Source organism: Veillonella sp. KGMB01456, assembly GCF_023051165.1.
Classification (GTDB): Bacteria; Bacillota; Negativicutes; order Veillonellales; family Veillonellaceae; genus Veillonella_A.
Genome location: NZ_JALKIG010000005.1, coordinates 1 through 25,819, shown reverse-complemented (window position 1 = coordinate 25,819; position 25,819 = coordinate 1). Strand labels below are relative to the sequence as shown.

The 25,819-nt window shown below is 43.8% G+C and carries 25 protein-coding genes; 24 read left to right on the top strand and 1 reads right to left on the bottom strand.

The features are described 5' to 3' along the window. Window positions 1–9 precede the first annotated feature (9 nt). The 7 genes from galE to trxA all read left to right on the top strand — a co-directional run bounded on the left by galE (window position 10) and on the right by trxA (window position 6,892). Window positions 10–996, top strand: a complete 987-nt coding sequence (gene galE, locus MXE28_RS02385) for a UDP-glucose 4-epimerase GalE (RefSeq protein WP_247239760.1) — start codon at window positions 10–12, stop codon at window positions 994–996. A gap of 16 nt (window positions 997–1,012) precedes the next feature. Continuing rightward, window positions 1,013–1,768 carry a hypothetical protein gene (locus MXE28_RS02380; RefSeq protein ID WP_247239759.1) on the top strand — a complete coding sequence of 252 codons (756 nt, stop codon included), beginning with the start codon at window positions 1,013–1,015 and terminating at the stop codon, window positions 1,766–1,768. A gap of 26 nt (window positions 1,769–1,794) precedes the next feature. Beyond that, the gene (locus MXE28_RS02375) at window positions 1,795–2,985 is read left to right on the top strand and encodes a secretin N-terminal domain-containing protein (protein ID WP_247239758.1); all 1,191 of its coding nucleotides are present in this window, start codon (window positions 1,795–1,797) and stop codon (window positions 2,983–2,985) included. 39 nt (window positions 2,986–3,024) lie between these two features. Beyond that, complete coding sequence (locus MXE28_RS02370; protein WP_021841469.1) at window positions 3,025–4,995, top strand: ABC-F family ATP-binding cassette domain-containing protein; 1,971 nt, start codon at window positions 3,025–3,027, stop codon at window positions 4,993–4,995. Next, complete coding sequence (gene gluQRS, locus MXE28_RS02365) at window positions 4,992–6,077, top strand: tRNA glutamyl-Q(34) synthetase GluQRS (protein WP_226974286.1); 1,086 nt, start codon at window positions 4,992–4,994, stop codon at window positions 6,075–6,077. The genes MXE28_RS02370 and gluQRS overlap by 4 nt, the downstream gene beginning before the upstream one ends. A 26-nt stretch (window positions 6,078–6,103) precedes the next feature. Further along, window positions 6,104–6,475, top strand: a complete 372-nt coding sequence (locus MXE28_RS02360; RefSeq protein WP_021841471.1) for a CoA-binding protein — start codon at window positions 6,104–6,106, stop codon at window positions 6,473–6,475. A gap of 96 nt (window positions 6,476–6,571) precedes the next feature. Then, complete coding sequence (gene trxA / locus MXE28_RS02355) at window positions 6,572–6,892, top strand: thioredoxin (protein WP_021841472.1); 321 nt, start codon at window positions 6,572–6,574, stop codon at window positions 6,890–6,892. 376 nt (window positions 6,893–7,268) lie between these two features. On the opposite strand, the gene MXE28_RS02350 is transcribed toward trxA, so the two are convergent. Beyond that, window positions 7,269–8,576, bottom strand: a complete 1,308-nt coding sequence (locus tag MXE28_RS02350; RefSeq protein ID WP_226974287.1) for a threonine/serine exporter family protein — start codon at window positions 8,574–8,576, stop codon at window positions 7,269–7,271. A gap of 349 nt (window positions 8,577–8,925) precedes the next feature. On the opposite strand from MXE28_RS02350, the gene MXE28_RS02345 reads away from it, so the two are divergent. The 17 genes from MXE28_RS02345 (at window position 8,926) to MXE28_RS02265 (ending at window position 25,752) form a co-directional block, all read left to right on the top strand. After that, window positions 8,926–9,123, top strand: coding sequence for a hypothetical protein (locus tag MXE28_RS02345; RefSeq protein WP_226974288.1), 198 nt, complete (start codon window positions 8,926–8,928; stop codon window positions 9,121–9,123). 244 nt (window positions 9,124–9,367) lie between these two features. Continuing rightward, window positions 9,368–9,802 (top strand): division/cell wall cluster transcriptional repressor MraZ, encoded by a 435-nt coding sequence (gene mraZ, locus MXE28_RS02340; RefSeq protein ID WP_021841474.1) that lies wholly within the window; start codon window positions 9,368–9,370, stop codon window positions 9,800–9,802. A 154-nt stretch (window positions 9,803–9,956) separates the two neighbouring features. Next, complete coding sequence (gene rsmH, locus MXE28_RS02335) at window positions 9,957–10,889, top strand: 16S rRNA (cytosine(1402)-N(4))-methyltransferase RsmH (protein WP_021841475.1); 933 nt, start codon at window positions 9,957–9,959, stop codon at window positions 10,887–10,889. A gap of 19 nt (window positions 10,890–10,908) precedes the next feature. Beyond that, on the top strand, window positions 10,909–11,325 hold the full coding sequence (locus MXE28_RS02330; protein ID WP_021841476.1) for a cell division protein FtsL: 417 nt from the start codon (window positions 10,909–10,911) through the stop codon (window positions 11,323–11,325). Window positions 11,326–11,387: 62 nt separating this feature from the next. Next, window positions 11,388–12,872, top strand: a complete 1,485-nt coding sequence (locus MXE28_RS02325) for a UDP-N-acetylmuramoyl-L-alanyl-D-glutamate--2,6-diaminopimelate ligase (protein WP_021841477.1) — start codon at window positions 11,388–11,390, stop codon at window positions 12,870–12,872. Window positions 12,873–12,874: 2 nt separating this feature from the next. After that, entirely contained in the window at window positions 12,875–14,251 is a 1,377-nt protein-coding gene (gene murF, locus MXE28_RS02320) for a UDP-N-acetylmuramoyl-tripeptide--D-alanyl-D-alanine ligase (protein ID WP_021841478.1), read from the top strand. Window positions 14,252–14,537: 286 nt separating this feature from the next. Next, the gene (mraY, locus tag MXE28_RS02315; RefSeq protein WP_127058256.1) at window positions 14,538–15,500 is read left to right on the top strand and encodes a phospho-N-acetylmuramoyl-pentapeptide-transferase; all 963 of its coding nucleotides are present in this window, start codon (window positions 14,538–14,540) and stop codon (window positions 15,498–15,500) included. Window positions 15,501–15,512: 12 nt separating this feature from the next. Further along, on the top strand, window positions 15,513–16,895 hold the full coding sequence (gene murD, locus MXE28_RS02310) for a UDP-N-acetylmuramoyl-L-alanine--D-glutamate ligase (protein ID WP_021841480.1): 1,383 nt from the start codon (window positions 15,513–15,515) through the stop codon (window positions 16,893–16,895). 2 nt (window positions 16,896–16,897) lie between these two features. Further along, window positions 16,898–18,004, top strand: coding sequence for an undecaprenyldiphospho-muramoylpentapeptide beta-N-acetylglucosaminyltransferase (gene murG, locus MXE28_RS02305; RefSeq protein WP_226974290.1), 1,107 nt, complete (start codon window positions 16,898–16,900; stop codon window positions 18,002–18,004). A 21-nt stretch (window positions 18,005–18,025) separates the two neighbouring features. After that, window positions 18,026–19,399: a UDP-N-acetylmuramate--L-alanine ligase gene (gene murC / locus MXE28_RS02300; protein WP_156704603.1), complete on the top strand. Its 1,374-nt coding sequence runs from the start codon at window positions 18,026–18,028 to the stop codon at window positions 19,397–19,399. A 2-nt stretch (window positions 19,400–19,401) separates the two neighbouring features. Continuing rightward, the gene (locus MXE28_RS02295) at window positions 19,402–20,334 is read left to right on the top strand and encodes a D-alanine--D-alanine ligase (RefSeq protein ID WP_021841483.1); all 933 of its coding nucleotides are present in this window, start codon (window positions 19,402–19,404) and stop codon (window positions 20,332–20,334) included. A gap of 19 nt (window positions 20,335–20,353) precedes the next feature. After that, window positions 20,354–21,325 (top strand): FtsQ-type POTRA domain-containing protein, encoded by a 972-nt coding sequence (locus tag MXE28_RS02290; protein ID WP_247239757.1) that lies wholly within the window; start codon window positions 20,354–20,356, stop codon window positions 21,323–21,325. Between the two features lie 21 nt (window positions 21,326–21,346). Beyond that, window positions 21,347–22,042: a DUF881 domain-containing protein gene (locus MXE28_RS02285; RefSeq protein ID WP_021841485.1), complete on the top strand. Its 696-nt coding sequence runs from the start codon at window positions 21,347–21,349 to the stop codon at window positions 22,040–22,042. Further along, the gene (locus MXE28_RS02280) at window positions 22,042–22,386 is read left to right on the top strand and encodes a small basic family protein (protein WP_127058263.1); all 345 of its coding nucleotides are present in this window, start codon (window positions 22,042–22,044) and stop codon (window positions 22,384–22,386) included. The genes MXE28_RS02285 and MXE28_RS02280 overlap by 1 nt, the downstream gene beginning before the upstream one ends. Before the next feature lie 144 nt (window positions 22,387–22,530). Further along, window positions 22,531–23,532, top strand: coding sequence for a cell division protein FtsZ (gene ftsZ / locus MXE28_RS02275; protein ID WP_021841487.1), 1,002 nt, complete (start codon window positions 22,531–22,533; stop codon window positions 23,530–23,532). A gap of 43 nt (window positions 23,533–23,575) precedes the next feature. Continuing rightward, on the top strand, window positions 23,576–24,154 hold the full coding sequence (locus MXE28_RS02270) for an outer membrane beta-barrel protein (protein ID WP_226974292.1): 579 nt from the start codon (window positions 23,576–23,578) through the stop codon (window positions 24,152–24,154). Between the two features lie 347 nt (window positions 24,155–24,501). After that, a complete protein-coding gene (locus MXE28_RS02265; RefSeq protein ID WP_226974293.1) occupies window positions 24,502–25,752 on the top strand; it encodes an aminotransferase class I/II-fold pyridoxal phosphate-dependent enzyme in 1,251 nt (416 codons plus the stop codon). Window positions 25,753–25,819 lie beyond the last annotated feature (67 nt).

Sequence of the window (25,819 nt, the reverse complement as noted above, 5' to 3'; positions counted from 1 at the left end):
AGGATTATTATGAAAATTTTGGTTACCGGTGGAGCCGGCTATATCGGCAGTCATACTGTGCGAGCTTTGCAAAAAGCAGGTCATACGCCAATTGTTTTGGATAATTTATCGCGTGGTCATGTAGAATCTTTGCCGGAAGGCGTTGAATTTATTAATATGGATATTGCTGATGCCGGTTTAGCCGATGTATTAAAGGCTAAAGGCATTGAAGGGGTTATGCATTTTGCGGCTCATTCACAGGTTGGCGAATCCATGAAAGATCCTATGATTTATTATGAAAACAATGTAGTAGGTTCATTCCGTCTCATTGAATCTGTCCGTAAAGCCGGTGTCAAATATTTTGTATTCTCCTCTACTGCCGCCGTTTATGGCGAACCTGAAGTTGTACCGATTAAAGAAGATGCACGTTTAGCTCCGACTAATGTATACGGTCGTACGAAGCTCATGATTGAACAAATGTTGCGCGATTATAGTGATATTTACGGTCTGCGCTATGTGGCTTTGCGTTATTTTAATGCAGCGGGTGCCGACCAAAGCGGTGAAATCGGTGAAGATCATACCCCGGAAACACATTTGATTCCCCTCATTTTGGAAGCTGCTTTAGGCAAGCGCGCCAATATTTCAATTTTCGGTACTGACTATGATACGGCTGACGGCACTTGTGTGCGCGATTATATCCATGTTACCGATTTAGCTTCGGCCCATATTCTCAGTATGGAATATTTGCGCGACGGTGGTGAATCTAATTATTTTAACTTGGGAACCGGTAATGGTTTCAGTGTAAAAGAAATTGTAGATGCCACTAAATCCGTAACCGGCGTAGACTTCCCGGTTGTTATCGGCGAACGTCGTGCCGGTGATCCGGGCACTTTGATTGCGTCTTCTGAAAAAGCGCAAACTGTTTTAGGCTGGAAGCCGATCCACAGCGAGGTCTCCCAGGTTATCGGTGATGCTTGGCAATGGCACAAAAACCATCCAAACGGTTATAAAAAATAATAAGGACTGTGATATTATGAATAGACTGTCTCTACAAGAAATGCGAAATTTATTAATTAAGAAAGGTCGCCTCTTGTACGGGGCGGTCTTTTTATTTTGCCTCGTTTGCCTCTATGGTTTATATACATCTCAGTGGACAAGGGTAAGTGATTTGGCAGCGGATAATGCGGCACCTGATTCATCGTCTAAAACTGTGAGTTTAGACGCTAAAGAAGGCCGTGGCGGGGCTATTGGGAAGGGTAAAAACGAAGGTACATTTGTAGCACCGGTAATTAGCTTAGCCGGTGTTTTAAGAGGTCACCCGCTAGATGATCCGTTTACGCATTTGCTGTTAAATGAGGATAGCACAGTCATAGCCGGTGCGCCTCAAATCGCACAAAAGGGAAGGTCGGGAAATCCCGGTATAGGTAATAGTTATGGGCAAACTGATACATTCAACACTTCATATGTGAATGGTTCTAATAGGGGCCGGCGCACAAATAATTATGCCGAATATAGTGGTAACAATTATGGTCGCAGTGGCGGGGCTTATACCGGCGGATCCGGTACGGAAAGTAAGGGGAGCTATGGGAATCGGCAAAATTCTATGACTGATATAAAAGTCACCGGTATTATCACGGGCCCCACGCCGATGGCGATTTTGACAAACGATGGCAGCGAAGGTTGCTATGGTGTTGGCGAGGGACCGCGTGGTGTGACAGTGAAACAGATAGCGGACCATGCAGTTTTAATAAGTGGCGCCGGTGGCAGTCGTTGGTTATATGTGGAATAAGTCTGGGGTAAGGGAGTAATATAGGGATGTTAGTTAGCGTATTAAGGGTTTTAACAGTTTTGGCTGTTATCGTACAATTTCATCTTTGCGGCGAATCGGTGGCCGCTTTGTCTATGACGGTAAATAACAGCAATTTGAGTAGTTTAGTGCAGTCCATCGCACGCAGTGAGGGCATTGCCATTACCGGTACGGAAACGTTGCAAGGAACCGTATCGATACGCCTTAATGAAACAAGCGGTATTGCCGCAATAAAGCGCTTGGCGGCGATAAAGCATTTCAGTTTGTATGAATCGGACGGGCTCTGGATTGTGGATGGTCAAGGCATGGGGGATAAAGATGCGCGCGTGGCCGAAGTTTTAACACCTCGACATATTTCGCCGAAGGCCTTAGGCGATGCCTTGGTTGCCATTGTGTCGGAGAAGAATATCAAGGTGGTAAAAGGAAGTAATCAGGTTATGGTCTATGGCACGGCGGCTCAGTTGCGACAGGTTCATGATATTCTACCCATGCTGGATATAAGCCCCAAACAAATTCGCTTAGAAGTAGCCGTTGTAGCCATTGAGCATAATTTTGTAAAAGAAACGGGCATAAAATGGTCCTGGCAGAGTTTGACCGGGCGTAATAAGGATGATACAAACTCTTATGGGGGCATTCAATTTGGTCGAGCTCCGGAAGGTACGCCTTATACATTTTGGTTTAAACCGGAATTGAGTGCGCAGCAAACAAATAATAAAACAGTCTTAATTGCGAGACCTTCTATTATGGCGGTGAATGGTGAAGAAGCGAAGATTTTAATAGGGGACCGGATTCCCGTGCTGGAAGAGGTGAAAGACGGCACGGAAAGCCGCATCACTACACGCTATGAAGAGGCGGGGATTCGTCTTACGTGCACACCGTTTGTGACGGAAGATAACAGTATTGAAGCGGATATTCATGCGGAAGTGAGCAGTCCCGCCATGGTTTCGGAACTGAAAGCTTATCGTATTACCACGCGCGAGGCACATACGAGGGTTCACTTACAGCCCGGCGAAATCCTCGTCATCGGCGGCCTTATGGATAATCGAGAAAGGAAACAGTTTTCAAAAATTCCGCTCCTCGGCGATATTCCTTTATTGGGAAAATTATTTCAACATGCCCGTAAGACCAAGGACAGTGTTGAATTGTGTATTTTTGTAAAAGCTGACACTGTGGAGGCGCCAACGGACATTCCTCTATGATATAATAGAAGAGTATATGATTGAACGGAGGCTTAGAGGATGGAACAAATCCGCGTAATAGGATTAAGTAAATCATTTGGCGTGCGCCAAGTGTTTAACAAAGTATCCTTTGAAATAAAACATGGTGAGCGTGTCGGCTTGGTGGGCCCTAACGGGGCTGGCAAATCGACGCTCATGAAATGCCTGTTGGGCATTGAAGAATATGATGAAGGTCAGGTTGTCAAAGATAGTGCTACTACAATCGGTTATTTGCAGCAGGATATCAATTTAGGGGACGACAGTTTAGCTATTGAAATTCAAAAAGCCTTTGCCGATGTGCAATATTGGGAACAACAATTACAGGAAGTATCGGCGAAGCTTGAAACGAATCCTCATGATGAAAGTTTGCTCAAACAGCTCGCCCGCATTCAGGACCGTTTAGATTGGCTTGGTGGTTATGATTATGAGGCCCAAAGTCGCCGCATTGCCTACGGCCTTGGTTTTTCCGATGAAGATTTAACGAAATCTGTGTCTGAATTTTCCGGTGGGCAAAAAACACGTATTAATTTGGCAAAAGCTTTAGTTCGGCGCCCTGATTTTTTATTTTTGGATGAACCGACTAACCATTTGGATATGGATATGTTGGAATGGTTGGAAAATTATTTGAGCTCTTACGGCGGCGGTATCTTAATTATCAGCCATGACCGTTATTTCCTTGATCGTGTAACGACGCGTATTGTTGAATTGGAGCATCATAAGGCAACCAGCTATCGTGGTAATTACAGTCGTTATGTGGAGCAGCGTGAAGCTCAACATAAGGCGCAGCAAAACGCCTATGAGAAGCAACAGGAATATATTCGCAAAACGGAAGAGTATATCGATAAGTACCGCGCCGGGATTAAATCTAAAATGGCCAGAGGCCGCCAGTCGCAGTTGAATCGTTTGGAGCGTTTGGATGCGCCGGAAACTTCACAGACATTGAAGTTTAGATTTCCTAAAGCGGAATTCAGCGCCGATAAAGTGCTGACGGTGGAAGAGTTATTTTTATCCTACGGCGAGCGCGATATTGTAGAGGATGTGTCCTTTATGATTCGTCGCGGGGAAGCGGTGGCCTTAATCGGGCCGAACGGCGCCGGAAAATCCACTTTATTAAAAGCTATTACCGGTGAATTGACACCGGAAGCGGGTTTTATCGATATCGGCAGCCGTGTATCGGTGGGGTATTTTTCACAGGAACACGAAGAATTACATCCTGCTTGGACGCCGATTGATGAAATTATGAGTCATTTTAACTATAGTGAGGAAAAAGCCCGTAATGTACTGGGCATGTTTTTGTTCCAAGGGGATGACGTTTTCAAGGAAATTCGTGATTTGTCCGGTGGTGAACGGGCTCGCTTAAGTTTATTGATTTTGTTTTTACAAGGCAATAATTTCTTAATTCTTGACGAACCGACCAACCATTTAGATATTCCGACGCGCGAAGTGGTGGAAGAGGCTTTGATGAACTTTACCGGCACATTACTGGTTGTGTCCCATGACCGGTATTTCTTGGATAAAGTGGCCAAACGGACCTTGGTGTTAGAGCCGGAAGGCGTGGAAGAATACCTTGGCAATTACAGCTACTATAAGGCGAAGCTCAAAGAACAGCAGGATTTGGCCGCCTTGGCAGCTGAACAAAGTGGTCAAAATAAAGAACGTTCGAGCAGTAATAAACGCAACAGCAACAATAATGACGATACGAACTCGACCGACAGGGTGGATTCGAATGAAGCTAAAAATACCGGCAGTACAAGTGGTAACGAAGGTTCCGGAGATAAAAAGCTAAACTCCTATATGCAAGCCAAGAAATTGGAAGAAACGGAAACCGAAATTGCCCGTTTGGAAGCTACGCTGAAAATGTACGAAGTTCAAATACAAAATCCCGCTTTACAGGAAGATGCGGAAGCCATGGCAGAAACGGCGGCTCAAATGGAAGCTACCAATAAAAGATTGGCTGAACTCTATGAAATTTGGGAGCAATTGGCACAATGAGTGACATCGTAATTGACACAGATAATGGCGGTAATGTTGATACAGCAAATGGTACGACAATTAGGCCTATGAGTGATACACTGATTAGTTCTATGAGTGATACACTGATTAGTCCTATGAAAGGACGATTTGCGCCAAGCCCGACGGGACATCTTCATTTAGGTAATTTGTGGATTGCCATGCTGTCGTGGCTACAGGTGAAACAGCAACAAGGTACCTTTGTTTTGCGCATGGAAGATATCGACATACAGCGCGCTAAAAGACAGTATGGGGAAGATTTACTGGATGATTTAGAATGGTTTGGCCTGACTTGGGATGAAGGCCCACGCGTAGGCGGTCCCCATGAATCGTATTGGCAAAGTGAACGGTATCCTCTCTATGAGGCACAGATTGCTAAATGGCAAGAATCGGGGCTTGTGTACCCCTGTTACTGTAATCGAGCGCGCTTGCAGAGCATTGCATCGGCTCCGCATGGTCATGAAGGAATTGCTCATTATGATGGTCGTTGCCGCCACTTGAGTGAAGGGGAACGGCAGACTTTAGGTGAGCGGAAGAATCCTTCGTGGCGCATGAAAGTAGAACCACGATTGTATGAATTTACTGATTTTTGGCAAGGTTCGCAGCGGGAAGAACTTATTCCGGCGCAAGATGATTTTATTGTTCGTCGCGCTGACGGCATGTTCGCCTATAATTTAGCCGTTGTTATGGATGATATAGCCATGGGCATTACCCATATTGTGCGCGGTTATGATTTATTACCGGCTGTGGCCGGTCAATTGTGGCTCTATGAGTGCCTGGGTGCCAAGGTACCGCACTATGCACATGCGCCGTTAATTGTTGATGAGGAAGGCTATCGATTATCAAAAAGGCAGCAGAGTATAACCTTGCGTGAATTGAGAATGAGCGGCTATAGTGCGTCTATGATTTTAGGGCATTTGGCATTGGCGGCAGGACTAGTTTCATCATCTCAAACAGACAAATTCGGAGGGCTCACATGGGAAACTTTGTTGAATTGTAGTCTTGATAATAATTATCTAAAAAAACCTCAAATTAAATTGACAAATTTCGATGTTTTGATATAATGAATATAGAGAGTTGAGGTGATAGGATGACACCAAAAGAAGCACTGACTAAAAAAGTTTGGGCAGTACTGGGCGCAACAAGCCGTAAAGAAAAATTCGGCTATAAAATATACGCTTGTTTGCGTGATCACGGATACAAAGTATATCCGGTGAACCCTAATGTAAATGAGATTGATGGCGCCACTTGTTATGCGTCACTTCACGATTTACCGGAAGTTCCCGAAGTAGTGGACTTTGTTGTTCCCGAGGCTGTAGGTTTACAGGCTTTGGAGGATTGCCAAAAGCTGGGGATTTCGGTAGTTTGGTTGCAACCGGGCGCTGATAAACCGGCCGTAGTGGCTAAGGCCAATGAGCTTGGTTTTGAAGTTATTCAGGACTGTGTTTTAGTTCAGATTTGACCGGCAACTAAATTTGTAGTTTAATATAATTAACACATATATTGATATTTATTTTCAACAATTTGTAAATTTGTTGATTTAGGAGGTTATTTAACTATGGCAAACGTAACAGAATTAACAGTAGCAAACTTTAAAGATACCGTAACTTCTAAAGAAGTAGCAATCGTGGACTTCTGGGCTCCATGGTGCGGTTACTGCGTACGCATGATGCCAATTTTCGAAGCTTTGTCTGAAGAATTGGGCGACAAAGTTGTATTCGCTAAAGTTAACACTGACGAAGTTGTAGAATTAGCTAAAGAATTCAGCATTGAAGTATTGCCTACATTCGCTATTATTAAAAACGGTGAAGTAGTAGACCGTAAAATCGGTTACATTCCACAAAACGAATTAAAAGCAGCTATCGAAGCTCAGTTATAATTTAATAACAAAAAATAGTAATCCAAACTATGCGAAAGAGGCGTTCACAAATCGTGAGCGCCTTTTTTTTTACCTAAAACAGCACAGTCCTTTATTTTTTATATCCCCCATATTCCTCCACTCCCGATTTCTTTGCCTCAAAGGCGCTTCTTGTTTCCGGCAAGAAGGTCACGATATGAATAAAAATTGCTCGTGTCGTAGAATCTCGAACTAAAATGGCACTACGGCTGTTGCTGTATGATAATTCTATATAAAAAATATATCGCCTCCATAGGGTCTTTTTTCGTAGAAAAACCAAGCCTATAAAAGTGCTATTTTTTATTCTTAAACAGTTAATAGCCGAGTGCCATTAGTTGAGAACTGAGGCGGGCAATTTTTATTCCGAGAGCGATTTCTGCCGTTCGCGAAGCGCTTTGTGCAAAGAAATCTCCTTTTTGCGATCCAAATAACTTCTGGCAATAATATGGGCAATGGCTACGCCGATGGCAATACAAATTATTGTGAAGACCCCGGTAATCCCGCTGCGCAAGGCGAATAGCAGGTTATCCGGTGTAAGGGAATTAATAGTCAGTAAGCCGAACAAGAAACGATATAAGAGTACGCCCGGAATCAGCGGAATTACGGACGGAATAGATAAAATCAAAGGCGCCGTTCGCAATAATTTATATGTTTTTAAGGCTAGCAAACCAATGATAGCGGATGCCACAAAACTGGCGCCAACGATGGTAAAACCGAAATCAACTATGAGTATATTTCGTGTAATGACGCTGATGGTACCGCCTATAGCGATTATCCAAAGTAGCCGATACGGTGTATTAAAAATAGTGGCAAAACTTACCGCACCTATTGCAGCGGCGATGGCCTGAATCGGTGTTACTACAACCGGTGTAATATTTAGGTGGGTAAAGGTGGAGACGTGGTCGAAATATAGAGCCATGGCGATACCGACGGACATGCTGCTAACAATTAAAAGCGTATGCATGGCCCTGGTCATTCCGGATACAATATGGTTATTAATCATATCGTCTACGGCGTTGATCAGAGGAACGCCGGGAATCAGAAAGAGGGTACAACTGACCATAGCATATACGATGCTGCCTGAGTCAAAGGTTGTATTAATCAGATTGGCTGTAAAAGTAGCGGCAAAGGAGGCCGCTACGATGCCAAAATAAAAGTTGATTTGATAGTGATGACAAATGTAGCGGGTTATAAAACCGATGACCGCACAGATGACGGTTACTAAAGCGGCTAACCAAGTGGCACCGAATAAAATGCTGAAAGCACCGCACGCAAGACCCGCTGCCAGACCGAGTAGGGGCGTCGGATATTTAGGCGGTGCGGCCTTAATCGTTTTCAAATGATCTTCGAATTCATCAAGACTGTAATTATTTTCAATGGCCTTCCAGGTTAATTTAGAAAGGGTTGAAAGAATGGTCATATTCACACCGTGTAACGGTGTTTTGCGAAAAACCGTATACGAGTGTTTTTCGTCATTTATATTCAACATTAAGGTCATATAGGTTATGTGAATATGAACAAATTGAGGTGGAATGCCCATGTAAGAGGCGGCGCGCATCATATCACGTTGAATGTGATTGGTGTTAGCGCCGTTTTGCATGAGCAACTGACCGTAATCAAGGAGGAGTTCCATTTTGCGGTGAATGGCTACAAAAGGTTCGCACATAATTTGAAACTCCGAAGGACCTCGGGAGCAGTGTTTATCATGTTTTATTTGATGTTGATGACTGCGCGACCGTGTAGTTCCGTGAGAGCGTGAGCCGTGAGTCGTATGAGGGGTTTTCTCTATGCTCATAGAATTAGTCCTTTCTATCAGTAAGCATGTAAGGGGCTTAATTTAATCCTTTTATCTGTCTAAGTATAGTATAGCAGATGCAAGCATTATTTTTGACTGATATAGATAATTATCATAAATGATGAAAAAAGACTGCAATCGTATGAAGTAAAGGAATACTGAAAACTATAGTCTTTCTGTTTTAGGAGTTGGCGTACTCAAAAGAGTCGGTGCACCGAATATGGAGATTTTAGAGGATCAAATAGTGGTCCCTGCTGTATCCCAAAAAGTGGAGGCTGCCGTATCCCAAAAAGTGGAGGCTGCCGTATCCCAAAAAGTGGGGGCTGCTGTATCCCAAAAAGTGGGGGATTTTTATCAGGTGCTGAAAGTTTTGAAAATAATCGGTGGCAAAAAGTGGTGTTTGTTAATGATTTTTTAGTTGTGGTGGTGTGAAGTGGAGGGGCTCAAAAATTAAAGCCTTATTTCTTCGCACATATCGACTAAAAGAGGGAACAAAAAATCGTTGTAGTAGCGCCAATTTGCGATTAAATGTTTGGTTAAAAGATTTTTTTGCTAAATTTCGCTAAAATTTGCAGATTTTATTGTTATTAAGTGGGGGAATGTGGTAGAATTTACCATATAGTGGTAGATAAGATAGGGAAAGTGTAAAAGGAGGTGAGACAATGATGTTCATGGGTGAATATTCACATACCATTGATACGAAGGGGCGCTTAATTATTCCCGCAAAATTACGCGAACAATTAGGCGAAACCTGTATTATGTCCAAGAGCTACGATAATTGTCTCGCCATTTATACGACCGAAGTATTTACCGCCAAGGCTATGCAGATGATGAAGCAACCGAACAACAAAGCCGGTGTTCGTGGGCTTAAACGTCAACTTTTTGCCAATGCCACCGAGTTGGAATTCGATCGTCAAGGTCGTATTTTGGTGCCGGCTACACTGCGTGAATTTGCCAAACTTCAAAAAGAAGTAATGGTACTCGGTATCGGGGATCACGTAGAAATTTGGAACCGTGAACATTGGTTGGCTTACCAGGAAGACATGGATGATAATATGGAACAATTATCAGAAAACATGGAAGACTTCTTCTTGTAATTTAAGCTGCAATTTAAGATTGAATGTTGAAGCTGTATGGTAAAAATGGAAGTATTTTGGCTATTTATTACGAAGTAATGCAATACTATAGCGATATAGTGAATGTTTGATTAAGGGTGAAAACATAATTTCGAAGTCGGAAAGGAGCGGACCCATGGAATTTCATCATGTAAGCGTATTGCTTAACGAAACAGTAAACGCTGTATTAACAAATCCCCATGGGATTTACGTGGATTGCACGTTAGGCGGAGCCGGTCATGCTCATGCGCTAGGCGAGCAATTGGCCGCTGACGGCTTACTCATCGGACTCGATCAAGATGAAGTGGCGCTGGCGACCGCGACGGAACGACTGGCTGATTTAAAATGCCGAGTTATGACGATTCCCACTAATTTCAAAGATTTGAAAACGGCCCTTACGAGCCGCGGCATTACGGAGGTAGACGGATTTATCTTTGATTTAGGCGTTTCAAGTTATCAGCTGGACACAGCGGAACGAGGTTTCTCCTATATGCAGGACGGTCCTTTGGACATGCGCATGGATAGGCAGGGGAACTTGACGGCTGCGGATATAGTCAATGGCTACAGTGAAGCTGACTTGGTGCGAATCATTCAGGATTATGGGGAAGAACGATGGGCGAAACGAATTGCACAATTCATAGTAGCGGCTCGTTCTGAAAAACCGATTACTACCACCGGTGAATTAACCAAAATTATCAAACAGGCCATTCCCGCCGGGGCACGCCGTGAAGGTCCGCATCCGGCTAAACGAACATTTCAGGCGATTCGCATTGAAGTGAATCAGGAGTTGGCTATTTTAAAAGACAGTTTTAAAGATGCAGTGGATTTATTAAAACCGGGCGGTCGTATCGGTGTTATTACATTCCACTCATTAGAAGATAGAATTACGAAGCAAACCTTTAAGGAATTGAGTACCGGTTGTATTTGTCCGCCGGAACTGCCGGTTTGTGTTTGCCATCATGTGGCAGTCGTAAAAGCAAGAAATAAGGCGATTGAGCCGGGCAATGAGGAAGTAACAGCGAACCCGCGAGCGCGGAGCGCCAAGTTACGGGTAGCCGAAAAGGTATAGATAACGGGGGGTTGATTATATGTTAGCGAGAAAGACAGTCGGTGTACGCGTTGCACAACCGACGGCGAGACCATATATACCAACTAAAACACGTCGAGCGAAGCAGGTTGGTGTATTTAGTAACGCGTCGCCGGAATTGAAACAGATTTTAGTGTTATTAGCCATGGTTGGCGTTGTAGGGGCTACCGTTTTGGGAGGCCGTGTGGTGAAAGCCGGTGCCGGTTATGAATTGGTAAGCATGCAACAACAGGTTGTTCAATTGACCAGAGATAATGAAGAGTTGAGTCTGGAAGTAGCGGAATTGAAGTCGCCTACACGGATTCAGCAGATTGCGCAAGATAAATTGGGAATGGTTTTGCCCGATGCTTTTGTGTACAACAGCAAAGGTACTACTGTAGAACGTGATGTGAAAGTAACAGCACGCATCAGGGACTAAACTACGGTATGAGGCAGCTCCGGAAGTGAGCTGCTTTCCTTGTTTGAGATGGAGGAAATGTTGTGAAAACAGTACAAGAATTAATAAATGTGATAAGCGGCGTAAGCGTCAAAGGAGCTACCGATACTGTTATCAGCCATATTACGGCGGATTCGCGAGAAGTAAAACAAGGCAGTTTATTTATCTGCCTAACCGGTGCTCATGTAAATGGTCATGATTATGTACAAAAAGCCGTTGAAGCCGGGGCGGTAGCTATATTGGCGTCAGAACCGATCGATGTGCCGGCTGCGGTAAGTGTACTGACTGTTGACGATACACGAATCGCTATGCAGCAATGTGTACCGTTTTTTTATGACTATCCCGGTTGTAAAATGCGTATGATTGGGGTAACCGGTACAAACGGTAAAACTACAACGACCCATATTATCGGCCACATCTTGCGAGCTCAGGGGTATAAAGTGGGGATCATCGGTACGGTTCACGTAGTTATTGGGGATAAAACCTATCCGATTCACAATACGACCCCGGATGTGGTTGACTTGCAACACATTTTGAGCCAAATGGTGGCTGAAGGGGTAACGCATTGTATCATGGAAGTATCATCGCACGCTTTGGCGCTCAACCGAGTGGCCGGCGTGGAATACGATACAGCCGTTTTCACAAATTTGACACAAGACCATCTCGATTTCCATAAAACCTTTGAAAATTACTTGGCGGCCAAATGTAAATTGTTTGAACAGGTAAGTGCGCCAAATCAACATAAGCAAAATAAAGGGGCTGTCATTAATATCGATGATCCTCACGGTGAACGCGTTATGACAAAGAACTCCGCACCGCTCATTACGTACGGTACTAAAGGGAAAGGTACCTTGGAAGGTGAAAACCTTACCATAACGGCTAAGACGAGCGCCTATGATATTGTGTATGAAGGTAAAGAATATCCGATTCACATGCGTATTACCGGTCTTTTCAATGTGTATAACACCTTGGCGGCCATCGGTGCTTGTCTCTTTGAAGGCGTGAAGATGGAAGCCATTATTGAAGCGTTGAGTGATTTCACGGCCGTACCGGGACGTTTTGAGTTGGTAGAAGAAGGTCAGCCGTTCGCTGTTGTTGTGGATTATGCGCATACACCGGACGGTTTGGAAAATATCCTGCAAACTGCTCAAAAAATTGTGGAGCGTCACATTCTCGTAGTATTTGGTTGCGGTGGTGACCGTGATGCCACGAAGCGTCCGATTATGGGCCGCATTGCTGCGCAGTATGGTGATGAAATCTTCGTAACTTCCGATAATCCGCGTACGGAAGATCCTAAAAAAATAGTGGCTCAAGTGGCAGAGGGTGTAAAAGAAGGCTTGCGGGAAGGTTCGGTATATTCCGTTATTACGGATCGCCGCAGCGCCATTCATGCCGCTATCAAAGATGCCAAAGCAGGTGATGTGGTAATCATCGCCGGCAAGGGCCATGAAGATTATCAGATTTTAAAAGATAAAACGATTCATTTTGACGATCGGGAAGTAGCCCGCGAAGCATTAAAGGAGAGATAAAAATGGCAGAGTTTACGCTCCGGGAGGTGTTGACCGTAACAGGCGGTACCTACAACGGGAAAGCAAGTGAAACAACAGTATTTACTAATGTATCCACCGATACACGTACCATTGAAGAAGGTTCGCTATTTGTTGCTTTGACGGGTGACACTTTTGACGGGCATGATTTTTTGCCGCAAGCCCGGGCTAACGGAGCGCTCGGTGCCTTGGTAAAACCGGGGCATACTGCCAACGATCTCATCTGCATTGAAGTAGCGTCACCGCTATTGGCGTATCAGCAATTAGCTAATTATCATCGCCGTCGTTTTGATATTCCCGTAGTTGCTGTTACCGGCTCATCCGGTAAAACTACGACGAAGGAAATGATTGCCGCTGTACTGGGCAGTAAGTTTAATGTTCTGAAAACAGAAAAGAACTTTAACAATGAAATCGGTTTGCCAAAAACATTGTTGCAACTTACAGCCGACCATGAAGCCTGTGTGGTGGAAATGGGGATGCGCGGGCTCGGTCAAATTGATGAATTGGCTCGCATCGCCGAACCGACGGTAGGTGTGATTACGAATGTAGGGAATAGTCATATTGAACTTTTAGGCTCTCGTGAAAACATAGCGAAAGCCAAGAGCGAATTGATTCAACATATTCCGGTTGACGGAACAGCTATTTTAAATGAAGATGATGAATTTGTTCGTCAGATGGGGAATTTAACGAAAGGTAAAATCATCTATTACGGCATCAAAGAAAAAGCGACTATTTCAGGCTTTAAATTGCGCTATAAAAAAGACGGCATTAAATTTACTTGCCGCAGTTTTGATGAAGTATTTGATGTATTCTTGCCGATGATTGGGGAACACAATGTATATGACGCGCTGGCCGCTATTGCGGTAGGCCGTTCCTTAGGTGTATCTTCACAGAAAATTGCTAAGGCATTGGGTTCTTTTAAAGGTATGCCGATGCGCCAGGAAATTGTTTCCTTTGGTGACTTCGTTGTCCTCAATGACGCCTATAATGCCAATCCTATGTCCATGGCGGAATCGATTAAAGCCTTGGGACAGCTCGACGGTAAACGAAAAATTGCCATGCTCGGTGATATGTTGGAGTTAGGTGAGTTTTCCGAAGAACATCATCGTGAAATCGGTCGTTTACTGGTGGCAGAAGGTTACGATCAAGTATATACTTTTGGTGAGGCCGCAAAATTTATTGCTCGTGAAGCAAAAGCGGCAGGCATTCGCATAGCTAAAATTTGCGACAGCCATTTAGATATGGTTAATGTATATTGTGATGTGCGCGCTAAAGGTGATGTTATTTTGGTTAAAGGCTCCCGTGGCCTTCGTATGGAACGGGTAGTCAATGAATTTGAAGACCGTGAGGCACTTCAATAAACAGTAAGAATTATGATAAGGAAGAACGTAAAGTAAGACCGTAAAGTGCCTTGGCAATGACCGTTAAGCACCTCAGTAAAGACGTTTGTCCGGTTGTGGTAGTTTGTAGCCGAAGTTTTTCAAAAAAACGAGAATTATATTTGCATTACAGCCTTATATGTACTACCATAGATAGCGGCTTTGTTTTTCTATAAAGCTAAAGCAGATAACAACATCTGTAAAACCATGTAAAAATAGTGAGTTAATCGGCTTCATAAAGGCCGTAATGTAAGGAGCGATAGTTCGAATGACCATGCAATTATTATTCGCGTTTATTACTTCCTTGGTAATAACGTTAATACTCGGAAAAATAGGAATACCGTTGTTACGGCAGTTACATGCACAACAAAGCATACGCGAAGACGGACCGCAAGCCCATTTAGCTAAGGCGGGCACCCCGACGATGGGTGGTATTTTCATGCTTTTGGCTATGGTGATAACAGTTCTTGTATTTGCACCGTTTCAAATGGCTACGTGGGTATTGTTGTTTTTGACATTAGGTCATGGCCTGTTGGGCTTCTTAGATGATTTTATTAAGTCCGTGAAAAAACGTAATTTAGGTCTTACGGCTAAACAGAAATTATTGGGACAGATTATTATGTCTGCCGTATTCTGCTATATTGCAACGGAAGTGATGGTAATTCCTACCACCGTCTGGGTTCCGTTTGTAAATACTACCTTCGATTTAGGCATGATGTACTATGTATTGGTATTTATCATTATTGTGGGGACTACGAATGCGGTTAACTTGACGGACGGCCTTGACGGTTTGGCAGCCGGTACGTCGGCAGCTGCGGCTATTGCTTATACCGTTATCGGTATGCTGGCGTTACAGCCGAGTGTGTCCTTCTTCGGTATTGCTCTTTGCGGTGCCGTACTGGGGTTCTTATATTTCAACTCCAACCCGGCTAAGGTGTTCATGGGTGATACCGGTTCCTTGGCATTGGGCGGTGCCTTTGCGGGCATGGCTATTTTAACTAAAACGGAATTATTGCTCATCATTATCGGCGGCATTTTCGTAATGGAAGCATTGTCCGTTATTATTCAGGTAGTATCCTTTAAAACACGTGGTGTACGCGTTTTCAAAATGAGTCCGATTCATCATCATTTTGAATTGTCCGGTTGGAGTGAGCAAAAAGTGGTAAGCCGTTTTTGGCTTGGCAGTTGCTTGTTTGCCGTATGTGGTTTGTTAATTTATGTAATGCGATAGGTAGGCGTAATCATGGAGTACAAGGGTAAACGAATTTTAGTGTTAGGCGCAGGTCGGAGCGGTATCGGTGCCGCTCATGTGTTGGGATTAATGGGGGCTGACGTTACTTTAAACGATTATAAAGAAGTTGCGTTTACATCGGCTGAAAAGGCACTATTGGAGGAGGCTCATGTAACCGTTATTACCGGCCGCCAGAATAATGAATTATTGGCGGCTGTTGATCGTATTGTAGTTTCACCGGGGATTGCTCTTACCATTCCTATTTTAGTGGAAGCGGCTAAACGGGACATGGATATTGTAGGCGAAGTGGAAGTGGCCTATGACATTTCCAAAGCACCTATTCTCGCTATTACTGGTACAAATGGCAAAACTACGACTACTACATTATTGGGCGAAGTCATGAAACAAACCGGTCGTCCTGTAATGGTGGGCGGTAATATTGGCGATTCATTGAGTGAAGCAGCCTATGAAATTCCGGCGGATGGTTATTTGGTGGCAGAAGTTTCCAGCTATCAATTGGAAACGGTAAAAACATTTAAACCATTGGGTGCCATCATGTTGAATATTACGCCGGACCACTTACAGCGCCATAAAACCATGGAAGCTTATCAGGCGGCTAAAGAGAATGTTTTTAAGCAACAAACATCGAAGGAGCGAACCGTCCTCAATATGGACGATCCGTTAGTGGCGGGGATGGTACCGCGCGTACCGGGCAAAGTACTTTGCATCAGTCAGGAACATGGTGTGACGGATGGAGCGTATTTTGCGGATAATCAGTTGTTTGCCGTTCGTAATAATGAAGCGGAAGCTGTTATCAGCACGGCGGATATTCATTTGCCGGGCCGACATAATATTGAAAATATTTTGGCAGTCATTGCTTTGGCTTATGATTTAGGTATTACCGCAACACAACTGCATGATGTAATCGCTAATTTTAAGGCTGTAGAGCATCGTCTGGAACGGGTTACGGTTATCGATGGAGCTACTTATTTTAATGATTCGAAGGCAACCAATACAGATTCTGCCATTAAAGCATTGGAATCATTTAAGGAGCCCGTTGTTTTGTTGGCCGGTGGCTATGATAAGATGACGGATTTAACCGATTTTATGAACATGGTCAAAAAACATGCCAAAGCGTTAGTCCTCATGGGTGATGCGGCAGCGCGTTTTGAAGAATCCGCTAAAGCGGCCGGTGTTGAAGACATTGTGCGCGTCCGTTCTATGGCCGAAGCGGTAGCGAAAGGTCATGAATTGGCGAAACCGGGTGATGTGGTTTTATTGTCGCCCGCATGCTCCAGTTTTGACTGGTATCATTGTTTTGAAGAACGAGGCGATGATTTTAAAAATGAAGTATATGCATTAGCTGATATGTTGGCTAATAAGAAGGGGTCTTAGTCATGAAGCGTATAATTATTTCAGGAGGTGGCACGGGTGGTCACATTTATCCTGCCATTACCATTTATAAAGAAATAGCCGCTATGACGGAGGCTGAATTCTTATATATCGGGACCGATAAAGGCCTCGAAGCTACCTTGGTGCCTAAAGAGGGAATTCCTTTTAAAACATTGCCGGTAGAAGGTTTAAATCGTAATTTGTCATGGCATGCATTGGTGACCTTGGGCAAAACGCTTAGTTCTTTGTGGCAGGCCGCGCGCATTATTTCGGAGTTTAAACCGGATATTGTAATCGGTACGGGCGGTTATGTGTGCGGTCCGATTTTGTTGGCCGCAGCACTGCGGAATGTGCCGACTCTTATTCAGGAACAAAATACCATCGGCGGTATTACGAATAAAATCCTGAGCCGTTTTGTCGATGTAGTAGCGGTTGGTTTTGAAGATGCAAAAAAAGCATTTCCTAAAGCAAAGCGACTTGTCTATACCGGTAATCCGGTGCGTCCGGAAGTATTGGTGGATACCCGAGCGGAAGGGCGTGAGTTTTTTAACTTAAAAGATGATGAGTTTGCCGTACTTATTGCCGGCGGCTCACGTGGGGCACGCAGTATTAATACAGCCATGATTGAAGTACATGAGTATTTTAAAAACCGTAAAGGCATTAAATTGATTCATGTAACCGGGTCCGGTGAGTATGATCGGGTCCTTGAAGCATTGCATATTAAAGACGGTGAGGCCTACAGTGATTCATCAATAATTTTGCCGTATTTGCATGAAATGCCGAAAGCCTTGGCGGCTGCCGATTTAGCTGTATTTCGTGCCGGCGCCGTTGGTCTTGCGGAACTTACGGTGCGAGGCATTCCGTCAATTTTAATTCCGTACCCGTATGCGGCGGAAGATCATCAAACGTATAATGCGCGGGCGTTGGTAAGTGCCGGAGCGGCTCGTATGATTGTGGATAAAATGTTACAAGGTAAAGATTTGATTGGTGAAATCGAATTCTTCATGAACAATCCGCATGAATTGGGGCATATGTCGGCGGCAGCCAAGACGTTGGGTAAACCGGCGGCGGCTCACGATATAGCCCAATTAGCGCTGGAAATTGCAAAGTAAGGAATAAGGAGAGATTGCACCATGTTAAATGGTATTCATAAAATACATCTTATCGGCATTGCCGGCTCAGGTATGCGAGCCATTGCCAACATTTTAATCAGTCAGGGGTTTGAAGTATCCGGTTCCGATATTCAGGAGTCAGCCGTGACAGAGCGTTTCCGTAAAATGGGCGCCACCATTCATATCGGTCACAATGCGGACTATGTAAAAGGGGTTGATGCGGTTGTTCGTTCTACGGCTATTCACGCAGATAATCCGGAACTTATGGCGGCTCACGAATTACAGATTCCTATTTTACATCGCTCCGATATCGTTAAAGCCGTGTTGGATATAACAAAGGGCATTGCCGTCGCCGGTGCGCACGGCAAAACCACGACTACCTCTATGCTGGGGCAGATTTTTGTGGAAGCCGGCCTAGATCCGACGGTTATTATCGGCGGTGAAGTCGATTATTTGGGCGGCAGCAGTCAGTGGGGCCGCGGTGAATACAGCATCGCCGAAGCCGATGAAAGTGACGGTTCGTTTTTAAAATTGAATCCGAAGGCCATCGTTATTACCAATATTGAAAATGACCATATGGACCACTACGGTACGATGGAGCATTTATTGGATGCTTTCTGTGAGTTTGTCGGTAAATTACCTAAGGACGGTAAAGCCGTTGTCTGTGGCGATAATCCGTCGATTCAGAAAGTGATGCCCCGTGTAGATCGTCATTTCGTAACGTATGGTCTCGGCGAAGACAATGATTACAGGGCTCGCAATATTCATTATGAAAAAGGTATTTTGGTTTATGAAGCCATGAAGGGTGATGAAGTGATTGCCACTATTCGCCTTAAAGTGCCGGGTACGCATAATGCGTTAAATTCCTTGGGCGCTTTTGTTATGGCTACGGATTGTGGCATTCCGGCCGACGTAGTTGTGGCCGCATTAGCTAAATTTACAGGTGCTAAACGTCGTTTTGAAACGAAAGGTCATGTTAAGGGCATATGGGTAGTTGATGATTATGCACATCATCCGACAGAAATTGCAGCTACTTTGAGTGCGGCCAAAGCTTTGGAATCACATCGCGTAGTTTGCGTATTCCAACCACATCGTTTTACCCGTACTAATTTATTGTTAAAAGAATTCGGTAAAGCTTTTGTGAATGCGGACGTATTATTTATTACCGATATTTACAGTGCCGGTGAAGATCCGATTGCCGGTATTGACGGCCATTCCATCCCGGATATGGTGAAAGCTACTACCGGTCAGGATGTTCATTATATTGCGGACGTAAATGATGTGCCGCAAACGGTAAAACAAATTTTACAACCTGATGATTTGGTAATTACTATGGGCGCCGGCAGCATTAGTCAATACGGACCTAAATTATTGGCAGCATTGGAAGAGGAATAATCATGAAAAATAAAAAAATTATCGTATTAATGGGTGGTCCTTCTAAAGAAGCAGAGGTATCTCGTCGAACCGGTGCAGCTATTGCGGAAGCGTTATGTAGTTTAGGGTATGATGCTCAAACTTTGGAATTGGTACCGGAACAATTGTTAGCCGATATTAAAGCATTAGGCGGCGAAATCGTATTCAATGCATTGCACGGCAAGTTCGGTGAAGACGGAGCGCTTCAAGGCTTACTTGAAATGGCCGGCATTCCGTATACCGGTTCCGGTGTTATGGCGCAAGCCGTAGGCATGAATAAAAAAATCAGTAAAGATGTGTTTGTAGGCGCCGGTATCCCGACGGCTGCAGCAAAATCTTATAATGCAGCAGCACAAAATGAAGCTGATATTGTTGCAGATATTAAAGCTAACTTTACATTACCGGTTGTTTTGAAACCGGCTACCCAAGGTTCCAGCATAGGCGTAACTATTGTACGTGACGATAGCGAACTTACGGCAGGTGTAAAAGAAGCGCTCGTATATGATAATATTTTGGTGGTAGAACAGTATTTGGACGGTCATGAATTTACAGTTCCCGTATTGGAAGGCAAAGCCTTACCGGTTATCGAAATCAGACCACATTCCGGTGAATATGATTACACTTCAAAATATACGACCGGCGCTACCGATTATTTGGTACCGGCTCCGATTGATGAAGCATTAACTAAAAAACTACAGGCTATCGGTGAAACTGTATATCGTGAATTACAATGCTCCGGCGTAATTCGCATCGACTTCATGACCAATAAGGCAGGGGAAGCGTTTGTGTTGGAATATAATACGATTCCGGGCATGACGGCGACCTCCTTGGTACCAAAATCCGCTAAAGCTATGGGGATGGATTTCCCTACCTTATGTGAAAAAATTCTGCTCACCGCCGGTTTAGGTAAGTTTTAAGTAAACTGGAGATACTGAGATGAATAGAGATAATCGGCCATATTCCGGTCCGGTGGAGGCAGTAAAACCAAATCCAACGGCCACATTCGGACCGCCCGGTGAACAATCATCGGGGGGCTATTCTTCGCCGAATTACCATGGGGAGCAACAATCGGTACATTCGCCAAGGAACCACAGTGGGGCGAATCGACCTTTATATGATTTTGATGGTGCCTATTCATCACCGGACGGTAATGGTGAAAACGGGTATTATCGCGATGGTGGCGAACCGCCGGAGCCACCGAAACATCCTCATGCATGGCGTCGTCGCGTTGTTTTAATCGGCGGTGGCTTATTATTACTATGGTTGCTTTTATTTATTTTGCCGATTCCGTTTGGCACAATAACAGTGACGGGTAGTAAAAATGTAACTGTATCAGATGTGATGGCGGCCGGTAATATACGGTATCCGATTAACCTGTTGCAGATTAATGCCGGCCAATTAGAAGAACGGTTGCAGCATGATTTGCGGGTAGACTCAGTTAAAGTAACGTATGTATTGCCGCTTACTTTACAAGTGAATGTAACAGAACGTCGGCCGGCGGCGGTAGTGGCGACGCAGTTCGGTTTTGCCACCTTGGATGCGAAAGGTCAAGTTATTAATATTGGCCCGGCCATCGAAGATACGTCAGCTACGATTATCTCCGGTATCAAACTGGGCAATGTATTATTAGGTGATACAATTGATACGCCGGTCATTAAAGGGGCTTTGTCGTATTTGAACTCATTAAGCGATGAAGGTCGTAAAGAGATTGCCGAAATTAATATAGGTGATGTTAATCAGTTAATTGCTTATACGGTAGATGGATTGCCGCTTCATTTAGGCGATACATCGGATATGGATAAAAAAGGGCCTTTATCTGAAAATATGCTGCGTGATGTGAAGGCTCGCGGTGTGGCAGCACAATATTTGGATGTCAATGTAAAGGCGCCGTTTATTAAGACGCCTTAAGGGAATAATGGAAGAGGAAGCATGTTAAAGCAAGGTCGTTGGGCAATAGCGGCTGTAAGCATGTTGCTGGGGATTATGTTGGTTGGTCAATATAAAATGACGCAAAGCATAGCGGAAAGCAATATTCATTTGCAGCGAACAGGAGATTTAGCACGTGAACTGACCGCGGCAGAAAAAGAACGTGATGAGCTGCGGCAACAATTAGAAAAAATACAAAAAGGTGATGCGTCGGCCAGTGTGGTCAGCGACATCAATTTATTGAAGCAACGGGCCGGCCTTACAGATGTGACCGGACCCGGTGTGATAATCACTATTAATGACAGTAAAATACCGGTAAAAGACAATGAGAACCCGAACCTATACTTAATTCATGACGAAGACCTTTTGCGTGTTCTGAATGAATTACGAGCCGGTGGGGCAGAGGCCATTGCGGTTAACGACCAGCGGTTAACCGGCACATCGGAAGTTCGCTGTGCGGGACCGACGGTCATGGTTAACGGTAAGGTGTTTGGACCGCCCTTTGTAATTAAGGCAATCGGGGATCCGAAGACTTTATCCGCAGCGCTCACCATGCGTGGCGGTGTGGTTGAGTCTTTGAAGTATTGGGGCATTGAACTGAAGATTCAGGAAGTAGATCAGATGATTGTGCCAGCTTTTAACGGTACTTTTAAAGAAGAACATTTAAAGGTAGTCAAGCAAGGAGGCGATAAAAAATAATGATGTACTTATTTATCGTCGGAGGCTTGGTAGTGGGTATTATTATCGGTGTAATGTCACCGCTTGAAATCCCGCCGGTGTATGCCAAGTATACATCGGTAGCTTTGTTGGCCGCTTTGGACAGTGTATTTGGTGGCACTCGTGCCGCTTTGGAACGAATATTTAATTTGTCGATATTTCTGACCGGGTTCTTTTCCAATTCACTATTGGCCGCACTCTTGGTATTCCTGGGAAATTTTGTGGGCATTGACCTTTATTATGTAGCACTCATCAGCTTTGGTTTGCGTTTATTTCAAAATACCGCAGCCATTCGACGTTTGCTTTTGTCAAGACGCACAAAATAAGGTATACTTTATTGTAAAAGAGTAGAAAAAATAAAAAAAATAGTGTAAAATGAAATGAAACTAGTTATAATAGTATTGAACATAATCATGTTGTTTGAAATAAAGGGCATATAAATTTTACGGGCAACAGGAGGAGGAACGTAAATGTCGGAATTCGCAAATATTAAAGTTATTGGTGTTGGTGGCGGCGGAAGTAACGCCGTAAATCGTATGATTGACAGTGGTCTTCAAGGTGTAGATTTCCTTGTAGCTAATACAGAAACACAAGCTTTGGATAATTCTAAAGCAGATATAAAAATTCAATTAGGTGAAAAATTGACTAAAGGTCTTGGCGCCGGTGCTAACCCTCAGGTTGGCGAAGAAGCAGCCCAAGAAAGTCGTGAAGAAATTACAAAAGCCCTTTCAGGTTCCGACATGGTCTTTGTAACCGCAGGCATGGGTGGCGGTACCGGTACCGGTGCGGCTCCTATCGTAGCTGAATGTGCACGTGAAATGGGCGCCTTAACTGTTGGCGTAGTAACTAAACCGTTCACATTTGAAGGTAAACGTCGTAAAAACCAGGCTGATAAAGGTATTGAAATGCTTACCAGCAAAGTGGATACCATTATCGTAATTCCTAATGATAAATTATTACAAGTTGTTGATAAGAAAACTCCTTTGAACGAAGCTTTCCGTACAGCTGATGACGTGCTTCGTCAAGGTATCAAGGGGATTTCCGATTTGATTACCGTACCTGGTCTTATTAACCTTGACTTCGCTGACGTTAAAACTATCATGACTAACCAAGGCGAAGCTCTTATGGGTATCGGTATTGGCGAAGGTGAAAACCGCGCTGTTGACGCTGCCAAAATGGCCATTAACAGCCCATTGTTGGAAACTTCCATCGAAGGTGCCAAAGGCATTCTCTTGAATATTACCGGTAGCGGTGATTTGAGCTTGTTCGAAATCAACGAAGCGGCTGAAATCATTTCCGAAGCAGCGGATCCTGAAGCTAATATTATCTTCGGTTCCGTTATAGATGAAAACTTAGGAGATCGTGTACAGATTACTGTTGTAGCTACGGGCTTCGGCGCACAACCTAAAACAGGTGCTGTCAAATCTCCATTCGGTGTAGGCCCTGAAATCCCTACATTTATGAAACGCTAAGTTGGTTGCTAAGCGTGTATGTGTGTACAGAGGAGGTAATTCTATGAACAAGAAAGTGTTAGTTGCTACTTTAGCTGCTACAATGTTAACAGGTGCTGCCTTCGCAGCTGCTGTGCCTGTAACAGACATTAACGAAGGTGACAGCAAGATTGGTGTTGAATACAGCTTCTCCCAGAGTGTAACCGGTGAAAGCGGTCATGCTGACGGTTTCGGCGTTAACTTACAGACCGGTTTAACTGACAAATGGGCTTTGCAGTATTCCTTTAACAAAATTAATCTTGATGACCGTAGCGACATTAAAGATCATCAATTAAATGCAGTTTATGATTTCCATCCTAATTTCAATGCTTATGTTGGCGGTACTTACATTAAAGCTGCCGGCGATCATGAAACAGGTTTACAAGCCGGTGTAATCGGTCATATGCCATTGACAGATCGTATCGACGGCTTTGCTAAAGTAGGTTTCGGTAACGATATTAAACGTACATTCCAAGTTGGTGCTACTTATGCATTGAATCCTGAATTCGATCTCAGCGTATACTATCAATACGATAAATACAGTGTAGATGATGCTAACGTAACGGCTAAAGGCTTCCATGCCGGTATCGGTTACAACTTCTAATTGTTGCACTGATGTCTTACAGATAATGTAAGGACTGAGAAAGAATTTGTGTCACATACTTTGTGAACACGCTTTAAGCAATTTAAACCGTGAATATTTATCCTTTTGGGTAATATTCACGGTTTTTTGTATGCAAAAATTGAAAAAAGATGCCTCGTTTATGCTCTAAAGTAAACGTTAACTTGCGTCTTAAACATGATTTATGCATAGCCTATATTGTATACAATATTCTTTTCTAAAAACAGCATATTTTTGTCATTTTTCAACGTCTTGCTCTTGTAAGTGGCTTTTTTTTCCGCTATTATTAAGTAAGGAATTGATTAATATCAGATGGGATGGTGTCGGTTATGACTATGAGTATGGCAGCAACACACGCAAGGGGAAAAAAAGCAAAGGACAATATTTTTGTCATGAATGCACGGGCGCAAGAAGATGCCAAAATTAATGGCAAAGAAAATGTGCTTAACGGTACCTTGGGCTCCATTATGGACGAAGAAGGCAATATTGTCTTTTTGAAAGCAGTAGAAAAAGAATATTTAAACTTGCCGCGTAATGAATATGTGGCATATGCACCGATTGCAGGTTTACCTGAATTCTTGGAAGCCGCTAAAAGCGAATGTTTTGGCGAATCCAGACCGGATGCTTTAATAGAAGCTGTGGCCACGGCCGGTGGTACAGGCGGGATTCATCATTTAGTACACAATTATACAAATCCTGAAGATATCGTCTTGACCGCCGATTGGTATTGGGGCGCGTATGAACAAATTTGCGGTGATAATCATCGCCACTTGGAAACCTATCCTTTATTCGATGCGGAATTGAAGTTTAACTTTGAAGGTTTCAAGGCTAAAGTATTGGAAGTAGCGGCTAAACAGGAAAACGTAGTGACTATCTTCAACTCACCGGGGAATAACCCGACCGGTTTCAGCTTAACCGATGAAGATTGGGATAAAGTTATTGCCTTTGCTAAAGAATTAATCGGCAATGGTAAAAATAAATTTATCATCGCTTGTGACGTAGCTTATATCGATTATTCCGGTGAAAAGCAGACCGTTCGCCGTTTCTTCAAAAAATTCAGTCAATTGCCAAAAGAAATTTTGGTAGTAGCATGTTACAGCTTATCTAAAGGTTTCACCATGTATGGTCAACGCGTAGGGGCTATGATTGGTATTACCGCCGATGCTGATGTTGCTGCTGAATTTAAGGAAATTAATGCGTTAACATCGCGTGCTACTTGGTCTAATATTTGCCGTCCTGCTATGCGGACCATGGCCAATATTGTTATGGATCCGGCTAAGTTGGCAGCTCATGAAGCGGAACGTGCCGAATACTGTGAACTTGTTCAAGAACGTGCTCACATTTTTACTGAGGAAGCTAAAGAATTAGGCTTGCCATGCTTGCCATATTGCGGCGGTTTCTTCTTAACCATTCCGACCGAACATGCTAAAGAAGTCGTGGAAGAACTTACTAAAGAACATGTGTATGTTATTGCTTTGAAACATGGCGTTCGTATTGCCGCTTGCAGCATTCCTAAAAAACAAATGCGCGGCTTAGCGAAGATTGTATATGACGTAATGCACCGCTTAGGTCATTTATAAAATGTAAAAAATGGGGCTGTAACGAAATACACCCCTAAAAACAAGAATGCGGTTTGAAGATACGAAA